This is a genomic window from Maribacter sp. MAR_2009_72, assembly GCF_007827235.1.
GTDB classification, from domain to species: domain Bacteria; phylum Bacteroidota; class Bacteroidia; order Flavobacteriales; family Flavobacteriaceae; genus Maribacter; species Maribacter sedimenticola.
Genome location: NZ_VISB01000001.1, coordinates 2,110,258 through 2,130,703, shown reverse-complemented (window position 1 = coordinate 2,130,703; position 20,446 = coordinate 2,110,258). Strand labels below are relative to the sequence as shown.

Below are 20,446 nucleotides of genomic sequence, written 5' to 3'. Positions count from 1 at the left end.
TTTAAAAGACTTTGTAATACAGGATAAGAATAGCGGTAAACAGAGTGGCCATTAATACACCTTTTGCCCTATTATCTCTTTTTATTCTTAAAAATCCAAAAAAAGCGATCAGGTTTAAAATAGCACCTAATGCCAAAAGGCTACCTACATGATCCTGTGCTACTGCAGCGGCGTAGGTTTCCGCAATACTTAATTTGGAAAATAACAGAATATACAATAACGTGCCGATCGTATTGGCAATTAAACCTACAACAAGGCCAATAAGAATTTCTTTTTTAGTGTTCATGATAATGTATAAAACAAAAAAATATTCAACTTTTGAATATGGATGTTCGGGTTAAAAGTTCCAGGAATTTAATTCTTGTACCGCATGATGTGCGGTAAGGTCAAATTGTGTAGGTACAACAGAGATATAACCGTTGGCCAGTGCCCACTCATCGGTATCTTCACCCTGGTCCAATAACTCAAATTCACCGGTTAGCCAGTAATAGTCCTTTCCCATAGGATTTTTTCTTTTATCGAATTTTTCTTTCCAATTGGCCCTTGCCTGTCGGCATACTTTAATCCCCTTTAACTCATCTTTTGTTAATTTGGGAATATTGACGTTTAAAACGGTTCCTTTGGGTATACCGTGCTGCAAGGCTTGTTCTACTATGGTTTGCATAAATTGTTTGGCTTGGGAAAAATCTGCCTCCCATTTATAATCGCACAAGGAAAAACCAATGGCAGGGATACCTTCTATACCGGCCTCGATAGCGGCACTCATAGTGCCGGAATATATTACGTTAATAGAGGAGTTAGAGCCATGGTTAATGCCGCTCACACAAATATCGGGTTTACGTTCCATAAGTTCTTGCAGGGCCAATTTTACACAATCTGCAGGTGTACCGCTACAACTATATTCTACAATTCCTTCACTTTCTTCATCAATCGTTAGTTTTTCCGCATAAAGCGTACTGTCCAATGTAATGGCGTGGCCCATTCCAGATTGGGGACTATCTGGTGCCACCACGATTACATCACCAATTTTCTTCATAATATGTATTAACGTTCTAACACCAGGCGCTGTTATTCCGTCATCATTGGTAACTAATATTAAGGGTTTTGCCATTGTATATACTTTCTAAAGTAAAAATACGTTTTTCTATAGGATAAGCCTCTTGTGGCGTTTAACAAAAAATTAATTCCTTGTACATTAATTGGCATGGTTTTTTCTTTACCTTAGGGACTTAAGTGGCTATTAGTGCCATAAGTAACCTAAAAAAAGAGATATTGAAAAGGAAGGTAAAAGATAATTTTATGAAAAGAAATTTAGCTTACGTACTGTTATTGATGCTCGTGGCGGTAGCCTCATGTAGTTTTACGAATAAAACATTTGAAAACGATGATAAGGATAAATTATTATTAGATCTGATATCCTATGTACTGGAAAAAGGACATTATGAGCCAAAAGATTTAAACGATGATTTTTCGGTCAACGTTTTTGAGGACTTCATTGATGTGATCGATCCAACAAAACGGTACTTCATTGCTTCTGATATTAAGGAGTTTGAAAAGTATAAATATCAAATAGATGATGAAATAAAAAATACGGACATCACATTTTTTAATCTTGTTTATGAAAGATTGATGGAGCGTATGGGCGATGCCAAGGAAATATATAAAGAAGTCCTTCAAGAACCTTTTGATTATGATGTAAATGAAAGCATCAGTATTAAATATGAGGACGAGCCTTTTGCTGCAACTCGTCAAGAATTAAAGGAACGTTGGAGAAAACAGTTGAAATATGCCACATTGGGTACCTATGATTCCAAAATTACGCATATGGAAAAAGAAGTGGTCGTAAACAAAACACATGAAAATGGCCAAACGGTTTCCGAATTAAGTAATGTTAAGTTAGATGATGATCACGATCATAGCGCCCATACTCCAGAGGAAGCGGAACGTGAAGCAAGAAAATCTACCGAGACTACGTTAGACGAATTTTTTGATTTTGTTGACGACCTGGAACGTAAGGATTGGTTTGTTCAATATATCAATACCATTGTAGATGAGTTTGACCCCCATACTTTTTATTTTGCTCCAGAGGAAAAAGAAAAATTTGATACCAGCATGTCCGGTAAGTTTGAAGGAATTGGGGCAAGGCTTCAGAAAAAATCTGAAGGCGCTAAAATCGTTGAAATTATCTCTGGTGGACCGGTATGGCGAGACCAACGTTTAGAGGTGGGTGATGAAATTATTAAGGTTGGACAAAATGGAGAAGAACCTATTGATATTGTTGGTATGAGATTGGACGATGCCATTAAATTGATCAAAGGTGCCCAAGGTACGGTCGTTGATTTGACCGTTAGAAAAGTAGACGGTTCCTTGGAAGTGGTTTCCTTAACAAGGGATGTAGTAGAGCTGGAAGAATCCTATGCCAAATCTGCTAATATTATTAAGGGTGATGAAAAATTTGGAATCATTAATCTTCCTAAATTTTATGTGGATTTTAATGATTATAGTGAAAGAAATGCTGCAACTGATGTAGCAAAGGAAGTGGAACGGTTAAAGGAAGAAGGCATGGAAGGTCTAATTCTAGACTTGCGTGACAATGGTGGCGGTTCTTTGAAGACCGTAGTTGAAATGGCCGGTCTTTTCATTAAGGACGGACCAATTGTTCAAGTACGTTCTAAGGATAAGGGCAAAGATGTGTATGATGATAAGGATGAAAGAATACAATGGGACGGTCCTTTGGTAATATTGGTCAATGAGCTATCCGCCTCCGCTTCGGAAATATTGGCGGCCGCTATGCAGGATTATAAGCGTGCCATAGTAATTGGAAGCAAACAAACGTTCGGTAAGGGTACCGTACAGAATGTTATTCCTTTAAATAACATGTTGCGTAGTAACGAACATGGCGATTTGGGAGCAATTAAAATTACGACCCAGAAGTTTTATAGAATAAACGGTGGTTCTACCCAATTGGAAGGTGTTAAGAGTGATATTGTTGTGCCGGACAGGTATAGCTATATTGACCTAGGGGAAAGAGATCAGTCCAACCCGTTAGGGTGGGATAAGATTACCGCAGCGGATTATAAAGTTTGGGATGGTTATATTGATTATGATAAGGCCATTGCCGAAAGTAAAAAACGTATGGAGGCCAGTGAGCAAATTAGACTCATAGAGGAAAATGCAAAATGGCTTAAGGCAGAGCAGGATGAAACCGAAATTTCCTTGAATTACGATACGTACAAAGAAGAAAAGATCAAGGATAAGGAGCAGTCAGATTATTTCAAGAAATTGACCGACTATGACTCCAAGCTTACTTTTAAATCTTTGGGTTATGAAGAGCAGTTGTTTACAAAAGACTCCGTTTTACGTGAAAAGAGAGATAGATGGCATAAAAACCTGGCCAAGGATGTCTATGTAGAAGAGGCTGTAAATGTATTGGAGGATTTAAAAATCAACAACATTAAGAACGGTAAACTTGCCAGTGTAAAGAATTAAGAACAAATCATAAAAAAAGCCGCTGTACCAAATACAGCGGCTTTTTTTTGGACTATTTTAATAGGGTGTATAAAATGATTTGTGAACAGCCATTTCATTTTCATCATTACGTACCCTTTTTCCTAAGATATAGGTAATAAAAAGTAGAACGGTACAAATGACTGCAGATGCCCCATTACCGTCCTTAATAGCCAAATGTGCTACCGCACCAAGAATCAAGTTCATGAAAAAACCGGCATAGACCCATTCCAATATCCAATGTGTTTTATTAAATATGATCATTAGCAGTCCTATGGTCTGAAATACCCCTAAAAGATGTATAAGGTAAATTGGATAACCAAGTTTTATAAAGATATGGGCTACCTCTTCATAATTGATAATAGAATTGATTATAGCGCCTATAATTGCAATTGAAAAAAGACTTAAAGCAACAAGGTAAACGGTTTTTTGGGTCTTCATAATAAGTAGGTTTATATGTTAATAGCACCCAAAATATAATTCGCCTTTAAAATTTTGAGGATTCTATAGGCGAATCAAAAAATGCTGTAGACCAGTTGAAATTATTAAAAGACGAACGTTGTGCTATATTATTATAAAAGTTTATCGGCGTGAAGCTTACGTAATTTGGCCAATTTAGGGTTGATTACAACTTGACAATAACCTTGCTCGGAATTGTTCTTGTAATAATCTTGGTGATACTCCTCGGCTTCGTAAAAAGTGCCCAATGGGCTAATTTCCGTTACAATAGGTTTGTCATAGACATTTTGTAGTTCGTTTATGATTGCACGTGCCTTTTTTTCTTGTACCTCATTATGGTAATAGATAACGGAACGGTATTGTGTTCCTGCATCGGCACCTTGCCTGTTCAATGTTGTAGGGTCGTGCGTAGTCATAAAAATAAGAAGGATATCATCATATGAAATTACGCTAGGGTCAAAAATTACCTGTACCACTTCTGCATGGCCGGTAAGTCCGGAACAAATTTCCCTATAGGTAGGTTTGCCCGGGGCTGTACCTCCTGTATATCCTGATACGACCTCCTTTATTCCTTTTACTTCTTGAAAAACGGCTTCTGTGCACCAAAAGCATCCACCACCAACCGTTGCGGTTTCCATAGATTTGTTATTCATTAACTTCTTCTTTTTGTAACTGCATAGACTCGGAATTTATACAATAGCGTAAACCGCTAGGCTCAGGACCGTCAGGAAATACATGGCCTAAATGGGCATCGCAAGTATTGCACAATACTTCTACGCGTACCATACCAAATGAACTGTCCTTATGGTATTTAATGGCATTTTTCTTAATGGGTTGCGTAAAACTTGGCCATCCTGTTCCTGATTCAAACTTTATAGTGGAATCGAACAATGGTGTACCACAGCAAACACATTCATATTTCCCCGCCTCATGAGCGCTACATAATGCGCCGGAATGTGGAGCTTCGGTGCCTTTGTTTCTTGTAATCCTAAACTGTTCGGGGGTCAATAGTTCTTTCCATTCAGATGCTGATTTTTCTACCCTTTGGTCGGGTTCAGGATTACCTTTTACGGTAAAATGGATAATATCTTTCCAGGTTAACATCATAATTTTCTTTTTCTTGATAGTCTTTATAGCTAGTTTAATTGGTCGATGATTTACTGCTATTCTTACAAAATTACGGTAATTTTGGCCCATGGCATATTATAAAGGAAACAGAACTATTTATAGTGTACTTATACTAATTTGTATAGTAGGATTTTGGCTTTTCGAAAATTTCTATACGCCTGCGCCATATTCCAATAAAGAGACTTCCGGTTTGGAAAATAATTTTCCAAAAGCGTTTCTCCCTAGTTCTACAACTGGGGATATAGTACACCATTCCTATTTTACTTTATCTTATAACGAACCTTTTGAGCAAGCTGAATGGGTGGCCTACGTATTGGAGAAAGGGCATTTAACCTATGACGATAGAAAGCGACCTTATTTTTTGGAAGATCCATTTGTTCCCTCAAAATCTGCCGATTGGCGTAATTATAAGGGTTCTGGTTATGACCGTGGACATTTAGTTCCGGCAGGAGATCGTAGATTTTCCAAACAAGCGTATGACGAAACGTTCTATACCAGTAATGTAAGTCCGCAAGATAGGGAGTTCAATGCCGGTATTTGGAACGATTTGGAACAGCAGATAAGACGTTGGGCAAAACAATATGGCTCATTATATATCTTTACCGGAGGAGTTTTGGAGAATGGATTGGAGGAAATAGGGGAAGAGGACGTAGATGTACCAAACGCTTTTTATAAAATTGTGGCCCGTAAGAAAAATAACAAGTTACATACCATTTCATTTTTAATACCCAACAAACCGCAATTTTTACCATTAAGAAATTTTTTGGTGGCTATAGATGATATTGAAGAAGAAACTGGAATAGATTTCTTTGCCGAATTGCCCCCTGATGAACAAAAGGCCTTTGAGGCAACTACAAATACAGTGGGGTGGAAGTTTTAAAAACTTTCCTTGAGTCTATTGGTGTCCAATCGTAAAAAAATGAACAATAGTACTGTAAAGAACAGTAATCCGGAGCCTCCATAACTGAAAAAGGGCAAGGGAATGCCTATGGTGGGCAATACGCCAATAACCATGCCTATATTAATGAAGTAATGAATCAACAATATGGAGATAACGCCATAGCCATACATTCTGGCAAAAGCATTTTTTTGCCTTTCCGCCAAGGAAATCAATCTAAGGAAGAGCGTCGTGAACAGCAAAATAACGGTAGCGGTTCCTACAAAGCCCCATTCCTCGCCAACTGTACTGAAAATATAATCGGTATGTTGTTCCGGTACAAAATCTCCTTTTGTCCTGGTGCCTTCTAAAAACCCTTTACCAAAAAAACCGCCAGACTCTATTGCTTTTTCAGATTGATGCGTGTTATACCCTATGGTTTTTCGTATTTGGTCCAGTTTTTCCGGATCTTTTTCTAGGCGAAGCCATAAGCTAAAACGATCTCTATGTCGCTGTTCAAATACATTATTGAACACAAAATTTACAGATAAGGAAAAAACGATTATCGCAATACTCACCAATGATAAAGGTATTACAGGTATTTTAAAACTTTTTCTTTTAAACCCAAATAGCAGGATAATCAAAAGGGCAAGTCCAATAATCAACCATACGGTCCCAAATTTTAGTGTAACTACAAAAATTAGGATTAGACTAACGATAATGGCCAAATAGAACAACGGTAGTCCTTCCCTAAAAATGACGAAGATAAGGGCGAAAAATACCAGGGCACTACCGGGGTCTGGCTGGGGTATAATGAGTAATGCCGGTATTAAGATGATCAACAGCGCATAGAGTTGGTCCTTGCGTCTTTTTATATCGGTCTGTATATCGCTTAAGTATTTGGCAAGAGCCAGAGCAGTTGCCACCTTTGCCAGTTCTGAAGGTTGTAGGTTAAAGAAGCCAAGGTCATACCATGATGTTGCTCCGGCTATGGTTTTACCGAACACGAACAACCCAAGGAGCGATATCATTGAGATTAGGTACAATACACTTGAGAACCTTTCATAGAAGTTGACCTCTAGTGCCAAGATAATTACAATGGTTATTAAACTAACGCCTATAAAAAAAAGTTGCTTGCCGTAGAGTGTGCCAAAGTCAAATATAGAGGCGTGCTCTTCGGAAAAAGTACTGGAGTAGATGTTGACCCATCCTATGAGAACGAGCGCTAAATAAATGAATACGCTTAACCAGTCTATACGTTTTAGGATACTTCTACCAGACACGTTCGTTAATTTTAAACTCCTCCCCGCTGTAGGGTTTCGCATATTCTGCTTCCAACGTTTTTTCCAGCATTCGTTTTTCTAAATCGGTTCTGGTAATTTCTCCCTTAAGATATTTCTCGATCATTAGGGAAGCAATGTGTCCGGCATACCTGGAACCAAAATACCCATTTTCAATATATACGGCAATGGCAATTTTAGGATCGTCCACAGGAGCAAAAGCAACAAATACGGAATGATCCGTTAACTGTGTGCGAACACCGTTAATTTTTGTAAAGTTTTCTGCCGTACCTGTTTTACCCGCTATTTCTATGTCCGGAATTTGAAGCCATCTTGCGGTTCCTTTTTTATACACATCTGCCATGCCTTCAATGACCGGTTCAAAATATTTAGGGTCAATAGTGGTATGCTTTGCTTCAGTAAACCGTGGTTCTGTAATTTCCTTGCCTTCAATCTTTTTTAAGATATGGGGGGTAAAATAATATCCCCTATTTGCTATGGCCGCGGTCATATTCGCTAATTGAACAGGAGTTGCCAATATTTCCCCTTGACCAATAGAGTTAGAAATGATATAGGACGCGCTCCACCTGTTGTCTCCATACCATTTATCGTAATATTCCTTGCTCGGTATTCTACCTTTCTGTCCAAATGGCAAGTCATACCCAAGATAATCTCCTAAACCAAAGCTACGCATGTGCTTTTCCCAGACATCCATACCTTCGTCCGTGGTATCAAATTTTTCATATATTTTTTTAAATGCGCCCGCAAAATAAGCATTACAAGATACATAAATACCACTATGTATATCACGTAGACCTCCACCACAATGACACCCTTTCTTTTTTCGGCCAACATAAAAACCGTTATAACATTGGATCTTGGTATTTTCATCAATAACTCCTTCCTGTAAGGCAATCAATGCATTTAAGGTTTTAAACGGTGATCCCGGGGGTTGTTGTGCATGAATAGACCGATCCCAAGTTGGGTTCGCAATGGTGTCATTATATAATTTTGTATAATTTTTTGACCGTTCCCTACCCACCAATAAAGCAGGGTCATATGTAGGACCGGAAATCATGGAAAGGATTTCCCCTGTTGCAGGTTCAATGGCTACAATACCGCCCCTTTTACCGTTCATAAGTGTTTCACCATATTCCTGTAAGGTCTTATCTATGGTTATGCTTATTTGTTTTCCTTGTTCCGGAAGGGTGTCCAAGGCACCATTTTTATATGGACCAATATCCCTATTAAATCGGTCTTTTTGAATGTATTGTACGCCTTTTCTTCCACGTAATAGATCTTCATAATAACGTTCTACCCCGGTACGACCTTTGAGTTCACCTTGAACATAATATTTGTTAACGGCCAAATCTCCTTCATTTACTTCACTAATATATCCCAATACATTGGCTGCACTTGGGGTATCATAATAACGCAAAGACCTCTTTTGGATATAAAATCCGGTGTATTTACGCATTTTCTCTTGAAGTTTGGCATAATCCTGCTTGGACAGCTGTGGTACCAAAACAGAAGGCAGCCTTGGCGAGTATACCCTGGCCTTTCTTAATTTTTCAATAAATTTCTCCTTATCAATTCCTAAAAGACCACAAAATTCCAAAGTGTCTAGTGGTTTTACCTCCCTTGGTATGACCATTACATCATAGGCTGGATCATTACCCACCAATAGTTTTCCGTTTCTATCATAGATATAACCCCTTTCAGGATAATCATAAATGGCCTTGATTGCCGGATCGTCCAACATATGATCGGTAGAAAAGCTGAATATTTGCAAATAGGAAAGCCTGCCCAGGAACGCAATGGCTATAAGGATGATCAAAGAGGATAAAAGAATTTTTCTCATTCTTTTTTACTGCTAAATAGTGTGCTGAACAAAATACTTAAAATCAATGTGGCAATACCCACCGTAACGGTTTTCTGCAAAATTAATAAGCTATTTGAAAAGCTAAAAATTTCCAAGGTGAAGTATACCAAGTGATGTATTATAGTTAATAACGCTAAAAACGTAAATTGTTGTGCCTTGGTACTGTTGTTTAACTTAAAACTTTGGAATTCATAATTGACCCCAAAAACAAATCTCATAATAGTAGGGCGTAAATAAGCAATGGTAACCGTTGCAGCTGCATTTATAGCCAATGTGTCAGAAAAAATATCTACCAACAATCCTAAAATAAAGCAGGTGACAATAAAGGTGGTCCTGTTCTGTTTTATAGGGTACCAGTAAAGAAAAAGGATATAAATCAGCGGATTAATGTAGCCAAAAAAGTTGAGGTTGTTAAATACCAATACCTGTACCAGTATCAGTAAAACAAATCTAGTTACGTTACGGAAGAAGCCGCTATTGATCATTGTTCTGTGTTTCTGCTTCTAATTCCAATACTTCTTTGCGGTTTAGATTTTTGATGATATAAATATTGCCAATATTGGTCATATCATTAAAAAGTTCCACATCAATAAAATAAAAACTTTTAGAATTATCTAGGTCAAAATTCTTTATGGTTCCAATAGGTATGTTCTCGGGAAATATACTGCTCATAGCCCCTGTAACTATAGTATCACCAATGGTAAGGGGAACAAGTCTAGGAATATCTATTAACTGTACAACATTGTAATCTTGTGTGTTTTCCCACACCAAAGAACCAAAATGATTGGAGTTTTTAATTTTTGCATTGATGGTAGATCGTTCGCTCAATATACTCTGTACCGTGGCAAAATTATTAGATGTGTTCTCTACTATTCCCAAGATACCTTTATCCGTTATGACGCCCATATCCTGTGCAACGCTATCGTTAAGGCCTTTGTCAATAGTGATATAGTTGCGCTGATCGGCATAACTGTTATTGATGACCCTACCTTTGATTACTTCATAGTCATTGGACGTTGAATCCAAGGAAGTAGTGGTCAAAAGTGTTGAGTTGAACAGTTTGTTACGAAGCCTTCTGTTTTCCTCTACCAACCGATTATTTTCCTCCCTTAGTCCAAAATAGGAGCTGATATTATCCGAGAAGGAATAGATACTGCCGGTAAGGTAATTGGATGAATTTAAAAATTTGGATTGATGGTATGAATGGGATTGAAACGTAAAGATCAAGGATATTACTAACAGGAAAAAGTATAGCAAAAAGGTTTTATACCTAATTATAAAATTTATGATCTGCTGCATTCACCCCTATATTTTTAATCGATTATAAAATTTCCCTTCAGGGAAATTTTAGAAATCGTTCGTTAATCATTGTGATATGGTCTTGGGCAATTTAAAAAGCTTTGCTGGCCTAAATACCAATTGCCCCTTTAAAAATAACCAAATATTACTTGATTAGAATACTTTTATAACGTTCTAGATTTTTTAATGCAATACCGGTTCCACGTACAACGGCACGTAACGGGTCTTCTGCAATATATACGGGTAAATCTGTTTTTTGGGATAACCTCCTATCAAGTCCTCTTAGCATGGAACCACCACCGGCAAGATATATACCGGTATTATAGATATCCGCAGCCAATTCTGGCGGAGTTTGGGATAAAGTTTCCATAACGGCATCCTCTACACGTAGGATGGATTTATCCAAGGCCTTTGCAATTTCCCTATAGGAAATCTGAACTTGTTTTGGTTTACCGGTCAACAGATCGCGCCCTTGCACCGATTTCTCATCTGGTGGGGACTGTAAATCTTCCGTCGCGGAACCTATTTCTATCTTAATGGCCTCCGCAGTACTTTCGCCTACATATAAATTGTGTTGCGTACGCATGTAGTAAATGATATCATTGGTAAAGACATCACCTGCAATTTTAACCGATTTATCACAAACGATACCTCCTAATGCTATAACTGCAATCTCAGTGGTACCACCACCTATATCTACAATCATATTACCTTTTGGTTGCATAATATCTAAACCAATACCTATTGCGGCAGCCATTGGTTCATGAATTAAGTATACCTCTTTACCGTTAACACGTTCAGCAGATTCTTTTACCGCACGCATTTCTACTTCGGTAATACCACTAGGAATACAAATTACCAAACGTAATGCTGGTGGAAACCATTTTTTCTTTAATGCAGGTATGTTCTTAATAAACATCATCAACATCTTTTCAGATGCATCAAAATCTGCAATTACACCATCTTTCAACGGTCTAATGGTCTTAATGTTTTCATGGGTTTTTCCTTGCATCATGTTGGCTTCCTTACCAACTGCAATAATTTTTCCGCTAATTCTATCTCTGGCAACGATGGATGGGCTATCGACAACAACTTTGTCATTATGGATGATAAGGGTGTTCGCTGTACCTAAATCTATAGCTATTTCCTCGGTCAAGAAATCAAAAAATCCCATATGTGATGTTTAAATTTTAGATAAAAGGGTGTATTTCATCGACAAAAGTAATGAAATTAATGCTTGAAATGACGCGTACCCGTCATCACCATTGAAATTTTATGTTCATTGCAATAATCAATGCTTAATTGGTCCTTGATAGAACCACCAGGCTGTATTACACTGGTAATACCGGCCTTGTCCGCAATTTCAACGCAATCTGGGAAAGGAAAAAATGCATCACTGGCCATAACAGCACCGTTGAGGTCAAAATTAAACGACTGTGCTTTATGAATGGCTTGGTTCAATGCATCAACTCTACTGGTCTGTCCGGTACCGCTTGCGCAAAGTTGTTTGTTCTTGGCCAGGACAATAGTATTGGATTTTGTGTGTTTGCAAAGTTTGGATGCAAAAATTAAATCTTCCAACTCTTGATCTGTTGGCTTTGTATCCGTAGCATTGGCTAAATCTTGGATTGAATCTGTTTTATGGTCTTTTTCCTGTAACAACATACCGTTTAAGCAAGTTCTTACCTGCATTTGTGGCATTTCAACATCGTTCTGTATTAGGATAATCCTGTTTTTCTTTCCTTTCAATATTTCCAAAGCCTCCGCGTTATAGCTTGGTGCTATGACCACTTCACAGAATAATTTGTGAATTTCTTCGGCAGTAGCTTTGTCAATTTCCTTGTTGCTGATTAAAACACCTCCGAAAGCGGAAACTGGGTCTCCGGCTAAAGCATCTACGTACGCTTGGTGCAAGGAATTGCGTTGTGCAAGTCCACAAGCATTGTTATGCTTTAGAATGGCAAAAGTTGGTTCGTCGTTTTTAAACTCAAGCATTAAGTTTACCGCAGCATCAACATCTAATAAATTGTTATAGGATAATTCCTTACCGTGTAGTTTGGAGAACATGGCATCAAAATCACCAAAAAAGAATCCTTTTTGATGCGGATTTTCTCCATAGCGCAATACCTTACCTTGAGTTTCACTGATTTTCAAGGCCGCTAGGTCATGGTTTTGGTTAAAGTAATTGAAGATAGCAGTGTCATAATGTGAGGAAACGTTGAATGCTTTTGCGGCAAAACGCTTTCTGTCCTCTAAGCTAATATTTCCGTTATCGGCAGAAACAACCTCTAAAAAGTCGGTATAGTCTTCCATGGAGGAGACACAGATTACATCCTTAAAGTTTTTGGCCGCCGCACGGATCAACGAAATACCGCCAATATCAATTTTTTCTATAATATCTTGTTCTGGAGCACCACTTGCAACCGTTTTTTCAAATGGGTAAAGATCTACGATGACAATATCTATTTGAGGAATTTCAAATTCCGCCAATTGTGCAGCGTCACTTTCGTTATCCTGTCTGTTCAAAATACCGCCAAAAACCTTTGGGTGCAAGGTTTTTACCCTTCCACCAAGTATTGACGGGTAGCTGGTGACATCTTCTACGGGAACAACATCTATTCCTAAATCTTTAATGAATTTTTCAGTACCTCCGGTAGAGTAAATAGTAATTCCCAATTCTTGGAATTTCTTAACAATTGGCTCTAAACCGTCTTTATGGAAAACTGAAATTAAGGCTGAAGATGCTTTTTTTACACTGCTCATTGTATGGTGCTTAAATGTTTTTAATAAGCAAGCAAAAGTAATTTTTTTACACGTATTAAATGAGCTAGTTTATCAACAAAAGGACTAAAGTTTTAAAGAATTTTGGCCACTTCAAAATTTACGAATTCCAAAAAAGCCTCATCTGCCTTGGTAAAGGGATCGGGGGTGTTAGAGTCAATATCTATTTGTCCAATGTTTTCTCCGTTGACGAACATGGGTATTACAATTTCGGATTTTACGGTAATACTGCAAGCAATGTAGTTGTCCTGGGCCTGTACGTCGGGTACAACAAAATTCTCGTTGCTTTCGGCTACTTGCCCACAAATGCCCTTTCCAAAAGGAATAATGGTGTGGTCCGTAGGTTCTCCCGCGTATGGTCCAAGTTTTAATTCTCTCTTATCGCCATTTTTAAAATAAAAACCTACCCAGTCATAATGAGGAACCTCTTCTTTTAAAAGTTCACAAATGGCCTGCATTTTGGCTTCTTTGGTGGTGTTGGAGTCTATAATGGAACTAACTTGAGGGCGTAGTGAGCTGAACATATTTTTTTTTTGGCAAAAATACATATTGTATGCAATAAGCCCTGTCTTTTTTAAAATAAAAGAGAGGATGCCTTACGCATCCTCTCTTTAAGACTTGTTTATATTTTGTTGGGTTATGGCTGTATCTTGACACTGAATTCAATAAAGTCATTATTGCCAAATCCTGGTTGGATCGCAGTAACCTTGATCAACCCTTTTTTACCATAGTTATCTACAAACTCTACCACATCGCCAACGCTAAGATTGGTAATTTTTTGGGTATCTGAACTAGCAATGAAATCAAGCTCCCCAGAAAGGGTTATTGCATCAAAGGCCGTTGCATCCAAATCAGAAGACGCAAAGAACATTTGGTTAAGAGTTTCTGTTTCCGCATTTTCCTCGTCTTCACCTGGTTGAAGTCCTTCTACCGGAAATCCAAAATTAGCATCATACTGTTCTGTAGAAGAAAAGGAAGCATTGTCATCTGCAGATACGCCAGAGGCACCATAATAATATCCAAAATCCCAGAACGCCCTAAATTCGCGACCTACATTAACCTTATAGACCGTTTCGTTTAAAAGGGAAAAGAAAGTTTCCGTATTTCCGTTCACATCCGGGGCAAACAATTTTACTTCGTTAAATTCCCTTACCTCTGCAGTAGGGTTGGTTCCTGTTCCGACCGTTACGGTAATGGTACCTGCACCTAAAGCCAATCTTTTGGTGGTATCCCTAAAATCTCCTTTTCCTGTTGTGGTCCAAAAAGTGTAGACGATCTCTCCGTTATCAATGTCCGGCACCGGTAGGGAAAATGTAAAATCAATTTCTTTTTTGGATGCGCCATCTAAATCTATAGATCCGTCAGGTTTTAAAACTTTACTTAAATCTTCACTGACAAGATCAAACGCGCTAAATGGCATTTCTCCTTGTCCGGAAATATTTTGTGTAATATACATTCTGCGCTGTGTAGTTGCATCTGATGTAAAAATAACCCTGCCCGGTACCGTAGTGCCTACTTCACCATTGGCAGATGCTGATATTTGATTGTTAGATGGGTCTGCCTCATTAAAGACCAAAGTGGCCACTTCCGGCTCTTCATTGTCGCCATCGTCCGCCCCATCGGTATTGTCAGGAATAGGTGTGTCAAAAACAGAGCCGTCATCAGAACTACAACTGCCTATAAATAAAGCAATGGTGCATATTAAAAAGGTATACTTTAATTGTTTTCTCATAATTTTTAATTTAAAATGATTAGTGTTTTTAAATGTTAATAATGGTTATTTAATCTTTGTGTTACTCTTTAAACTTAAAATCACTGCTAATCGTATACGCTTATGGGTTTTTTTAATGTGTAAAACGGGAAAATGGAAATAGGTTCTACAATGTTTCGTTAAAGAAATGGTATTAAGGATGTTAAATATTGATTATTTTGTAATTTTACCGCGATGAGGAATATGCTACATAAATTTTTTTCCGTTGCAATGGCATTGCTGTTGCTGCTGTCCACTATTTCATGGACGGTAGAAAAACATTTATGCATGGGCCGTGTTTTGGATATAGCCTTTTTTCATTCCGCCGAAGATTGCGGTATGGAAGCTGGTTTGGCTTTATTGGATGATGCATCGCAATATGAAAAGCATTGTTGTGATGATGAATCTTTTACCATGCAAGGTCAAGATGATTTAAACCATGATACGTTCAATTTAGATTTCTCTCAACAAGTATTCTTAATTTCCTTCACAACTTCTTATTTAAACTTGTTCCAAGAGTCTACGGATAAGGAAGTTGTTTTTGATTCTTATCCGCCGCCTATATTGGCAGAGGATTTGAACATACTGCACCAAGTTTTTTTGATTTGATTTAAAACGTGTTATACGTCGCTTTTTTGCGTTCACACATTTTTGAATCAAATCTAACATTCAATGAAAAATTTTACTTGGCTTTTAGCCATTATCCTATTTGGGATACAATATTGTGAGGCACAAGGTCCTCCTATTACTGCCGATAAACCCATTATGTTGGGTGGCGGTAGTTTTACTGCAAAAACCTTAACAGAGATACGGCATACGGAAAGAGGTGATTTCACCTATGTTCCGGTAATGCTACATTATTTGCCAACTTCTAATTCTTTGGTGGCAATACATTTACCGTATATAAATTATGATATCGAAAACGGACCGAGTGGTAGCAGTTTAGCGGATATTAAAATAATGGGTAAATATCAATTCTTTAGAAAAGATGGTACGGGCAAGACTTTTAGAATGGTAGCCAAAACTTTACAAACACTGCCTACTGGTAAAGAATTGGACGTAATGGATTTAAGTACGGGCAAATATGCGGGATATTATGGTATTGTTGCAGGTTACGAATCGCTCAAATATGGTATTTCTAACGAACTAGGCTATAATTGGGTGCCCGATGGTAGCTTGGATGCGTTGACCCATAAAATTGGTTTTGGTCTTCCATTGTTAAAGCCACAGTATCCTAATAAACAAATCAATCTGTATTTTGAATATACCAACTCTTGGCTGGTAGAGCGTGATTGGTATCAATTATTGTACGCACAAGGTATCCAGTATGCAAGAAAGAATGTTACGTTCGACTTAGCTGTGCAGGTGCCTTTGGTAAACGATATTGAAGCAGGTCGTAAATTAAACTATAGCCTGTTTTTAGGTTCTAGATATTCATTTTAATAAAAATTTTTAAAACATAAAATAATGAAAAAATCAATAATTATATCGGCGTTGTTAACGCTAATGGTTGTCTTTAGTGCGGTTGCACAAGATGGTAAGGATAAGTTTATGGTGCAGGTAGATGGTCTAGGCTGTCCGTTTTGTGCATATGGACTTGAGAAGAAATTCAAGGAGTTTAAAGGTATTAAGAATGTGAAGATAGATATTGAAACAGGAGACTTTAGTTTTTCTTATCCAGCGGAAAAAGCATTAACACTAGTTGATGTAGAGAAGCAAGTTGAAAAAGCGGGTTACACGCCAATTACCGCAAAAGTTGAACGTGCCAATGGTGAAATTGAAGAATCATCTGCGAGTGAAATGACTAAAAAGTCTGAAGGCACGGTAAGTAAAAATGTAATGGTAGCCGGTAATTGTGCTATGTGTGAGGCTAGAATAACCAAAGCTGCAGAATCTGTGCAAGGTGTTTCTGCCGTTTCTTGGGATAAGGATACCAAAATCATGAAGGTTTCATTTGATGCGGGATTAACTTCTCTTGAAAAAATTGAAAAGCAAGTTGCGGTTGCAGGTCATGATACCAAAAATCATCAAGCACATACCGATGATTATGGAAATTTACCAGCATGTTGTAAGTACGAACGTTTAAGCTATAAATAATGAGAAAAAGTATATGTTTACTCATCGTTTTAGTCTTTGCGTCTGCTTGTAAAGAAAAAGCACCTGTTCCTAAAGAGTGGGTGTTGTCTAGAACTCTTCTGTTAGATGGGGTGAATCCTATTGGGTTAACTCAGGTAAATGGAGCTATTTGGTTATCAGATGGCGATCATAACCGTTTGGTGAAAATTGATACAGAAGGCAAAATCACGGAAACTGTAGATTCATTAGACAGACCAATGCATATTGATGCTATAAAGGAGACAATTTTTATTCCTCAATATGGGAAAGATGTTATTGAAACGGTTGATAAAAAAGGGAGGTTCATAATGCAGGTTTCAGATTCATTGGATGCACCTGCGGGAGTTTCTGTTTATGAAAATGAACGGGCAATTGCAGATTTTTACAATAATCGAATTCTCTATTTTGATGGCAAAAGCTGGATTTCCTTTGGTAAAGAAGGAAAAGCAGAAGGGGAGTTTTATTATCCTACAGATGTACAGATTACCACGGATAAGATTTGGGTAGCAGATGCCTATAATAATCGAGTACAAGTGTTCGATAAAAAAGGCGGTTTTCTTCAAATGATGGGTCAAAATCAAAAGATGAATGCGGCAACAGGGATTTTTGTTTCGGTTGATGAAGTGTTTGTAACTGATTTTGAAAACAATCGGGTATTGGTTTTAAGTAAGACTGGTGAGTTGCTACAGGTGTTAAAAGACCAAATAGAAAAACCAACGGATATGATGATCAAAGACGATATGCTGTATGTAATTAATTATAGAAACGGCAAGCTTAATATTTTTGATAAACAGCCAGTTGTTGTGAAGAATTAAAAGGTCAAATAGGATATCTAAATAGGTATTCAGATTTATAAAATAATTATAATAAAAGGTATGAAACATACATATACTATAGTGGGCATGACCTGTAATGGATGTAGGTCTCATGTAGAAAAGACATTGGCGAATATTGATGGTGTAACCAGTGCTTCTGTAAATTTAGAAAAAGCTGAAGCTACTTTAGAAATGGATTCAGAATTGACTTTAGCTACTTTGCAAAATGCCATGAAAGAAGATGGTGGTCATTATTCAATTCATGAATTAGGAGGGCATCAACACAAAGAAGTGAAACCCAAGAAAATAGATAATGGAAATGGTGTTTTCTATTGCCCCATGCATTGCGAGGGAGATAAAACCTATACAGAGCCTGGCGATTGCCCGGTTTGTGGTATGGATTTGGTAGAAGAGGCAAGTGCCTCGATTCATAAAGGTCAAGAATATACGTGCCCAATGCATCCTGAGGTGGTTCGTGATGAACCGGGTGATTGCCCTATTTGTGGTATGGATTTAGTGCCAAAGCAAGCTGATGTTTCTGCTGAAGAGAAAAGTTATAATAAGCTTTTGAAAAAGTTTAAAATAGCGGTGGCTTTTACGTTGCCCATTTTTATTATAGCAATGTCAGAAATGATACCGAACAATCCGCTTCATAATATTTTGAGCCTAAGAAACTGGAATTGGGTGCAGTTTGCACTATCAATCCCTGTGGTGTTTTATGCAACTTGGATGTTTTTTGAACGTGCCTATCGTTCTGTAAAAACATGGAATTTGAACATGTTTACGTTGATTGGTATTGGAGCAGGTGTAGCGTGGTTATTTAGTGTATTTGCTATTTTGGTCCCAGATTTTTTTCCTCCACAGTTTAAGACAGATCAAGGTACGGTTCATGTATATTTTGAGGCAGCTACGGTTATATTGACTCTAGTCTTGTTCGGGCAGTTATTAGAGGCTCGTGCACATAGTAAAACTAATTCTGCGGTTAAAGAACTTTTAAAATTAGCGCCCAATAAGGCGATTAGAATCGTTGATGGAAAAGAGGAAACTATTGCAATAGATAACATAGTAAAAGGAGATTTGCTTAGGGTGAAACCTGGTGATAAAATACCTGTTGATGGAAGCGTGCATGAAGGGGAAAGTACGGTTGATGAATCTATGATAACGGGCGAACCTGTTCCGGTACAAAAAGTAGAGGGTGATACAGTAAATTCTGGGACAATTAATGGTAAGCGTTCTTTTGTGATGATAGCAGAGAAGGTTGGTTCAGATACGTTGCTCTCCCAAATTATTGATATGGTGAACAAGGCAAGTCGTAGCCAGGCGCCAATTCAAAAATTAGCGGATAAAATCTCAAGTTATTTTGTGCCTGCTGTGGTGTTCATTTCTGTAATCACCTTTATTGTTTGGGTCATTTTTGGTCCAGAACCTGCTTATGTATATGCTTTGGTAAATGCTATTGCTGTATTGATAATAGCATGTCCATGTGCCCTAGGTTTGGCTACCCCAATGTCCGTAATGGTGGGTGTGGGTAAAGGAGCTCAATCTGGCGTGCTGATAAAAAATGCAGAAGCTTTAGAGCGAATGGACAAAATTGACACGCTAATTGTAGATAAGACCGGTACAATTACGGAAGGAAAACCATCTGTAGAAAAGGTGGGTGTTATTTCTGAGATTAATCAGGAAAAGGTATTGCAATATATTGTTTCATTAAATCAGCAAAGTGAGCATCCCTTGGCAGATGCAACTGTAAAGTATGGAAAGGCGAATAATGTAAATGTTTTAAAAGTTGAAGATTTTAATTCGGTTACAGGTATGGGCGTCACTGGGAAAATAAATGGTGAATTTATTGCCTTGGGTAATGAGAAGATGATGAATGAGGTTCAAGTATCCATTTTAGATAGTTTAAAGGCAGATGTAGTTTCTCGTCAAAAACTTGGAAAAACAGTTTCTTACTTGGCAATTGGTGATAAGGCAGTTGGTTTTGTTGCAATCGGAGATAAAATTAAAGAGACGAGCAAAAAAGCTATTGAAGAGTTGCAGAAAGCTGGTATTGCAGTGATAATGCTTACCGGGGACAATCATGATACGGCAAAGGCAGTAGCGGAACAATTAAGTCTGGCAGATTTTAAGGCAGGTATGTTACCACAGGATAAATTGGCTGAGGTAGAGCGTTTACAATCTGAAGGAAGAAAGGTAGCTGTTGCAGGAGATGGTATTAATGATGCGCCTGCTCTGGCTAAAAGCGATGTAGGTATTGCAATGGGTACGGGAACGGATGTTGCCATTGAAAGTGCTGCAATTACTTTGGTAAAAGGAGATTTACATGGAATTGTAAAAGCATATAACCTTAGTAATGCGGTTATGAAGAATATAAAACAGAATTTATTTTTCGCCTTAATTTATAATACGGTAGGTATACCAATTGCGGCGGGAGTGCTATATCCATTTTTTGGATTATTGCTTTCTCCAATGATTGCGGCTTTAGCGATGAGTTTTAGTTCTGTTTCGGTAATTGCCAATGCATTGCGATTGCGAACGGTGAAAATTGATTAA

At 37.8% G+C, this 20,446-nt stretch carries 20 protein-coding genes; 7 read left to right on the top strand and 13 right to left on the bottom strand.

All coding sequences use genetic code 11. The annotated features are described in order from the left end of the window. Window position 1: 1 nt before the first annotated feature. The gene (locus tag JM81_RS08865; RefSeq protein WP_089260683.1) at window positions 2–286 is read right to left on the bottom strand and encodes a hypothetical protein; all 285 of its coding nucleotides are present in this window, start codon (window positions 284–286) and stop codon (window positions 2–4) included. A 51-nt stretch (window positions 287–337) separates the two neighbouring features. Next, window positions 338–1,111, bottom strand: coding sequence for a 5'/3'-nucleotidase SurE (surE, locus tag JM81_RS08860; RefSeq protein WP_144802437.1), 774 nt, complete (start codon window positions 1,109–1,111; stop codon window positions 338–340). A gap of 188 nt (window positions 1,112–1,299) precedes the next feature. Between surE and JM81_RS08855 the strand changes: the two genes are divergently transcribed. Beyond that, window positions 1,300–3,489: a carboxy terminal-processing peptidase gene (locus JM81_RS08855; RefSeq protein WP_144802436.1), complete on the top strand. Its 2,190-nt coding sequence runs from the start codon at window positions 1,300–1,302 to the stop codon at window positions 3,487–3,489. Window positions 3,490–3,546: 57 nt separating this feature from the next. Here the strand turns inward: JM81_RS08855 and JM81_RS08850 are convergent, their stop codons facing one another. The 3 genes from JM81_RS08850 to msrB all read right to left on the bottom strand — a co-directional run bounded on the left by JM81_RS08850 (window position 3,547) and on the right by msrB (window position 5,070). After that, a complete protein-coding gene (locus tag JM81_RS08850) occupies window positions 3,547–3,948 on the bottom strand; it encodes a DoxX family protein (RefSeq protein WP_144802434.1) in 402 nt (133 codons plus the stop codon). A gap of 131 nt (window positions 3,949–4,079) precedes the next feature. Continuing rightward, a complete protein-coding gene (gene msrA / locus JM81_RS08845) occupies window positions 4,080–4,619 on the bottom strand; it encodes a peptide-methionine (S)-S-oxide reductase MsrA (RefSeq protein ID WP_144802432.1) in 540 nt (179 codons plus the stop codon). Beyond that, window positions 4,612–5,070 carry a peptide-methionine (R)-S-oxide reductase MsrB gene (gene msrB, locus JM81_RS08840; protein ID WP_089261238.1) on the bottom strand — a complete coding sequence of 153 codons (459 nt, stop codon included), beginning with the start codon at window positions 5,068–5,070 and terminating at the stop codon, window positions 4,612–4,614. Before msrB ends, msrA begins: the two co-directional genes overlap by 8 nt. A 91-nt stretch (window positions 5,071–5,161) precedes the next feature. On the opposite strand from msrB, the gene JM81_RS08835 reads away from it, so the two are divergent. Continuing rightward, window positions 5,162–5,974 carry a DNA/RNA non-specific endonuclease gene (locus JM81_RS08835; protein WP_144802431.1) on the top strand — a complete coding sequence of 271 codons (813 nt, stop codon included), beginning with the start codon at window positions 5,162–5,164 and terminating at the stop codon, window positions 5,972–5,974. On the opposite strand, the gene rodA is transcribed toward JM81_RS08835, so the two are convergent. The 8 genes from rodA to JM81_RS08795 form a co-directional block, all read right to left on the bottom strand. Beyond that, a complete protein-coding gene (gene rodA, locus JM81_RS08830) occupies window positions 5,971–7,254 on the bottom strand; it encodes a rod shape-determining protein RodA (RefSeq protein ID WP_089260678.1) in 1,284 nt (427 codons plus the stop codon). The genes JM81_RS08835 and rodA overlap by 4 nt on opposite strands. Beyond that, window positions 7,244–9,112, bottom strand: coding sequence for a penicillin-binding protein 2 (gene mrdA / locus JM81_RS08825; RefSeq protein WP_089260677.1), 1,869 nt, complete (start codon window positions 9,110–9,112; stop codon window positions 7,244–7,246). Before mrdA ends, rodA begins: the two co-directional genes overlap by 11 nt. Next, window positions 9,109–9,618, bottom strand: coding sequence for a rod shape-determining protein MreD (gene mreD, locus JM81_RS08820; RefSeq protein WP_144802429.1), 510 nt, complete (start codon window positions 9,616–9,618; stop codon window positions 9,109–9,111). Before mreD ends, mrdA begins: the two co-directional genes overlap by 4 nt. Next, window positions 9,608–10,432: a rod shape-determining protein MreC gene (gene mreC / locus JM81_RS08815; protein ID WP_089260675.1), complete on the bottom strand. Its 825-nt coding sequence runs from the start codon at window positions 10,430–10,432 to the stop codon at window positions 9,608–9,610. The genes mreD and mreC overlap by 11 nt, the downstream gene beginning before the upstream one ends. A gap of 145 nt (window positions 10,433–10,577) precedes the next feature. Then, window positions 10,578–11,606, bottom strand: coding sequence for a rod shape-determining protein (locus tag JM81_RS08810; protein WP_027066022.1), 1,029 nt, complete (start codon window positions 11,604–11,606; stop codon window positions 10,578–10,580). Between the two features lie 56 nt (window positions 11,607–11,662). Beyond that, window positions 11,663–13,195, bottom strand: coding sequence for a bifunctional phosphoribosylaminoimidazolecarboxamide formyltransferase/IMP cyclohydrolase (gene purH / locus JM81_RS08805; RefSeq protein ID WP_144802426.1), 1,533 nt, complete (start codon window positions 13,193–13,195; stop codon window positions 11,663–11,665). A gap of 92 nt (window positions 13,196–13,287) precedes the next feature. Continuing rightward, a complete protein-coding gene (locus tag JM81_RS08800; protein WP_089260673.1) occupies window positions 13,288–13,737 on the bottom strand; it encodes a GAF domain-containing protein in 450 nt (149 codons plus the stop codon). Window positions 13,738–13,850: 113 nt separating this feature from the next. After that, entirely contained in the window at window positions 13,851–14,945 is a 1,095-nt protein-coding gene (locus JM81_RS08795) for a hypothetical protein (RefSeq protein WP_144802423.1), read from the bottom strand. 222 nt (window positions 14,946–15,167) lie between these two features. On the opposite strand from JM81_RS08795, the gene JM81_RS08790 reads away from it, so the two are divergent. The 5 genes from JM81_RS08790 to JM81_RS08770 all read left to right on the top strand — a co-directional run bounded on the left by JM81_RS08790 (window position 15,168) and on the right by JM81_RS08770 (window position 20,446). Continuing rightward, on the top strand, window positions 15,168–15,572 hold the full coding sequence (locus JM81_RS08790; RefSeq protein WP_261375002.1) for an HYC_CC_PP family protein: 405 nt from the start codon (window positions 15,168–15,170) through the stop codon (window positions 15,570–15,572). A gap of 63 nt (window positions 15,573–15,635) precedes the next feature. Beyond that, window positions 15,636–16,406: a hypothetical protein gene (locus JM81_RS08785; protein ID WP_144802420.1), complete on the top strand. Its 771-nt coding sequence runs from the start codon at window positions 15,636–15,638 to the stop codon at window positions 16,404–16,406. A 24-nt stretch (window positions 16,407–16,430) separates the two neighbouring features. After that, a complete protein-coding gene (locus JM81_RS08780; RefSeq protein ID WP_144802418.1) occupies window positions 16,431–17,060 on the top strand; it encodes a heavy-metal-associated domain-containing protein in 630 nt (209 codons plus the stop codon). Then, window positions 17,060–17,893 carry an NHL repeat-containing protein gene (locus JM81_RS08775; protein WP_144802415.1) on the top strand — a complete coding sequence of 278 codons (834 nt, stop codon included), beginning with the start codon at window positions 17,060–17,062 and terminating at the stop codon, window positions 17,891–17,893. Before JM81_RS08780 ends, JM81_RS08775 begins: the two co-directional genes overlap by 1 nt. 60 nt (window positions 17,894–17,953) lie before the next feature. Then, window positions 17,954–20,446 carry a heavy metal translocating P-type ATPase gene (locus JM81_RS08770; RefSeq protein ID WP_144802413.1) on the top strand — a complete coding sequence of 831 codons (2,493 nt, stop codon included), beginning with the start codon at window positions 17,954–17,956 and terminating at the stop codon, window positions 20,444–20,446.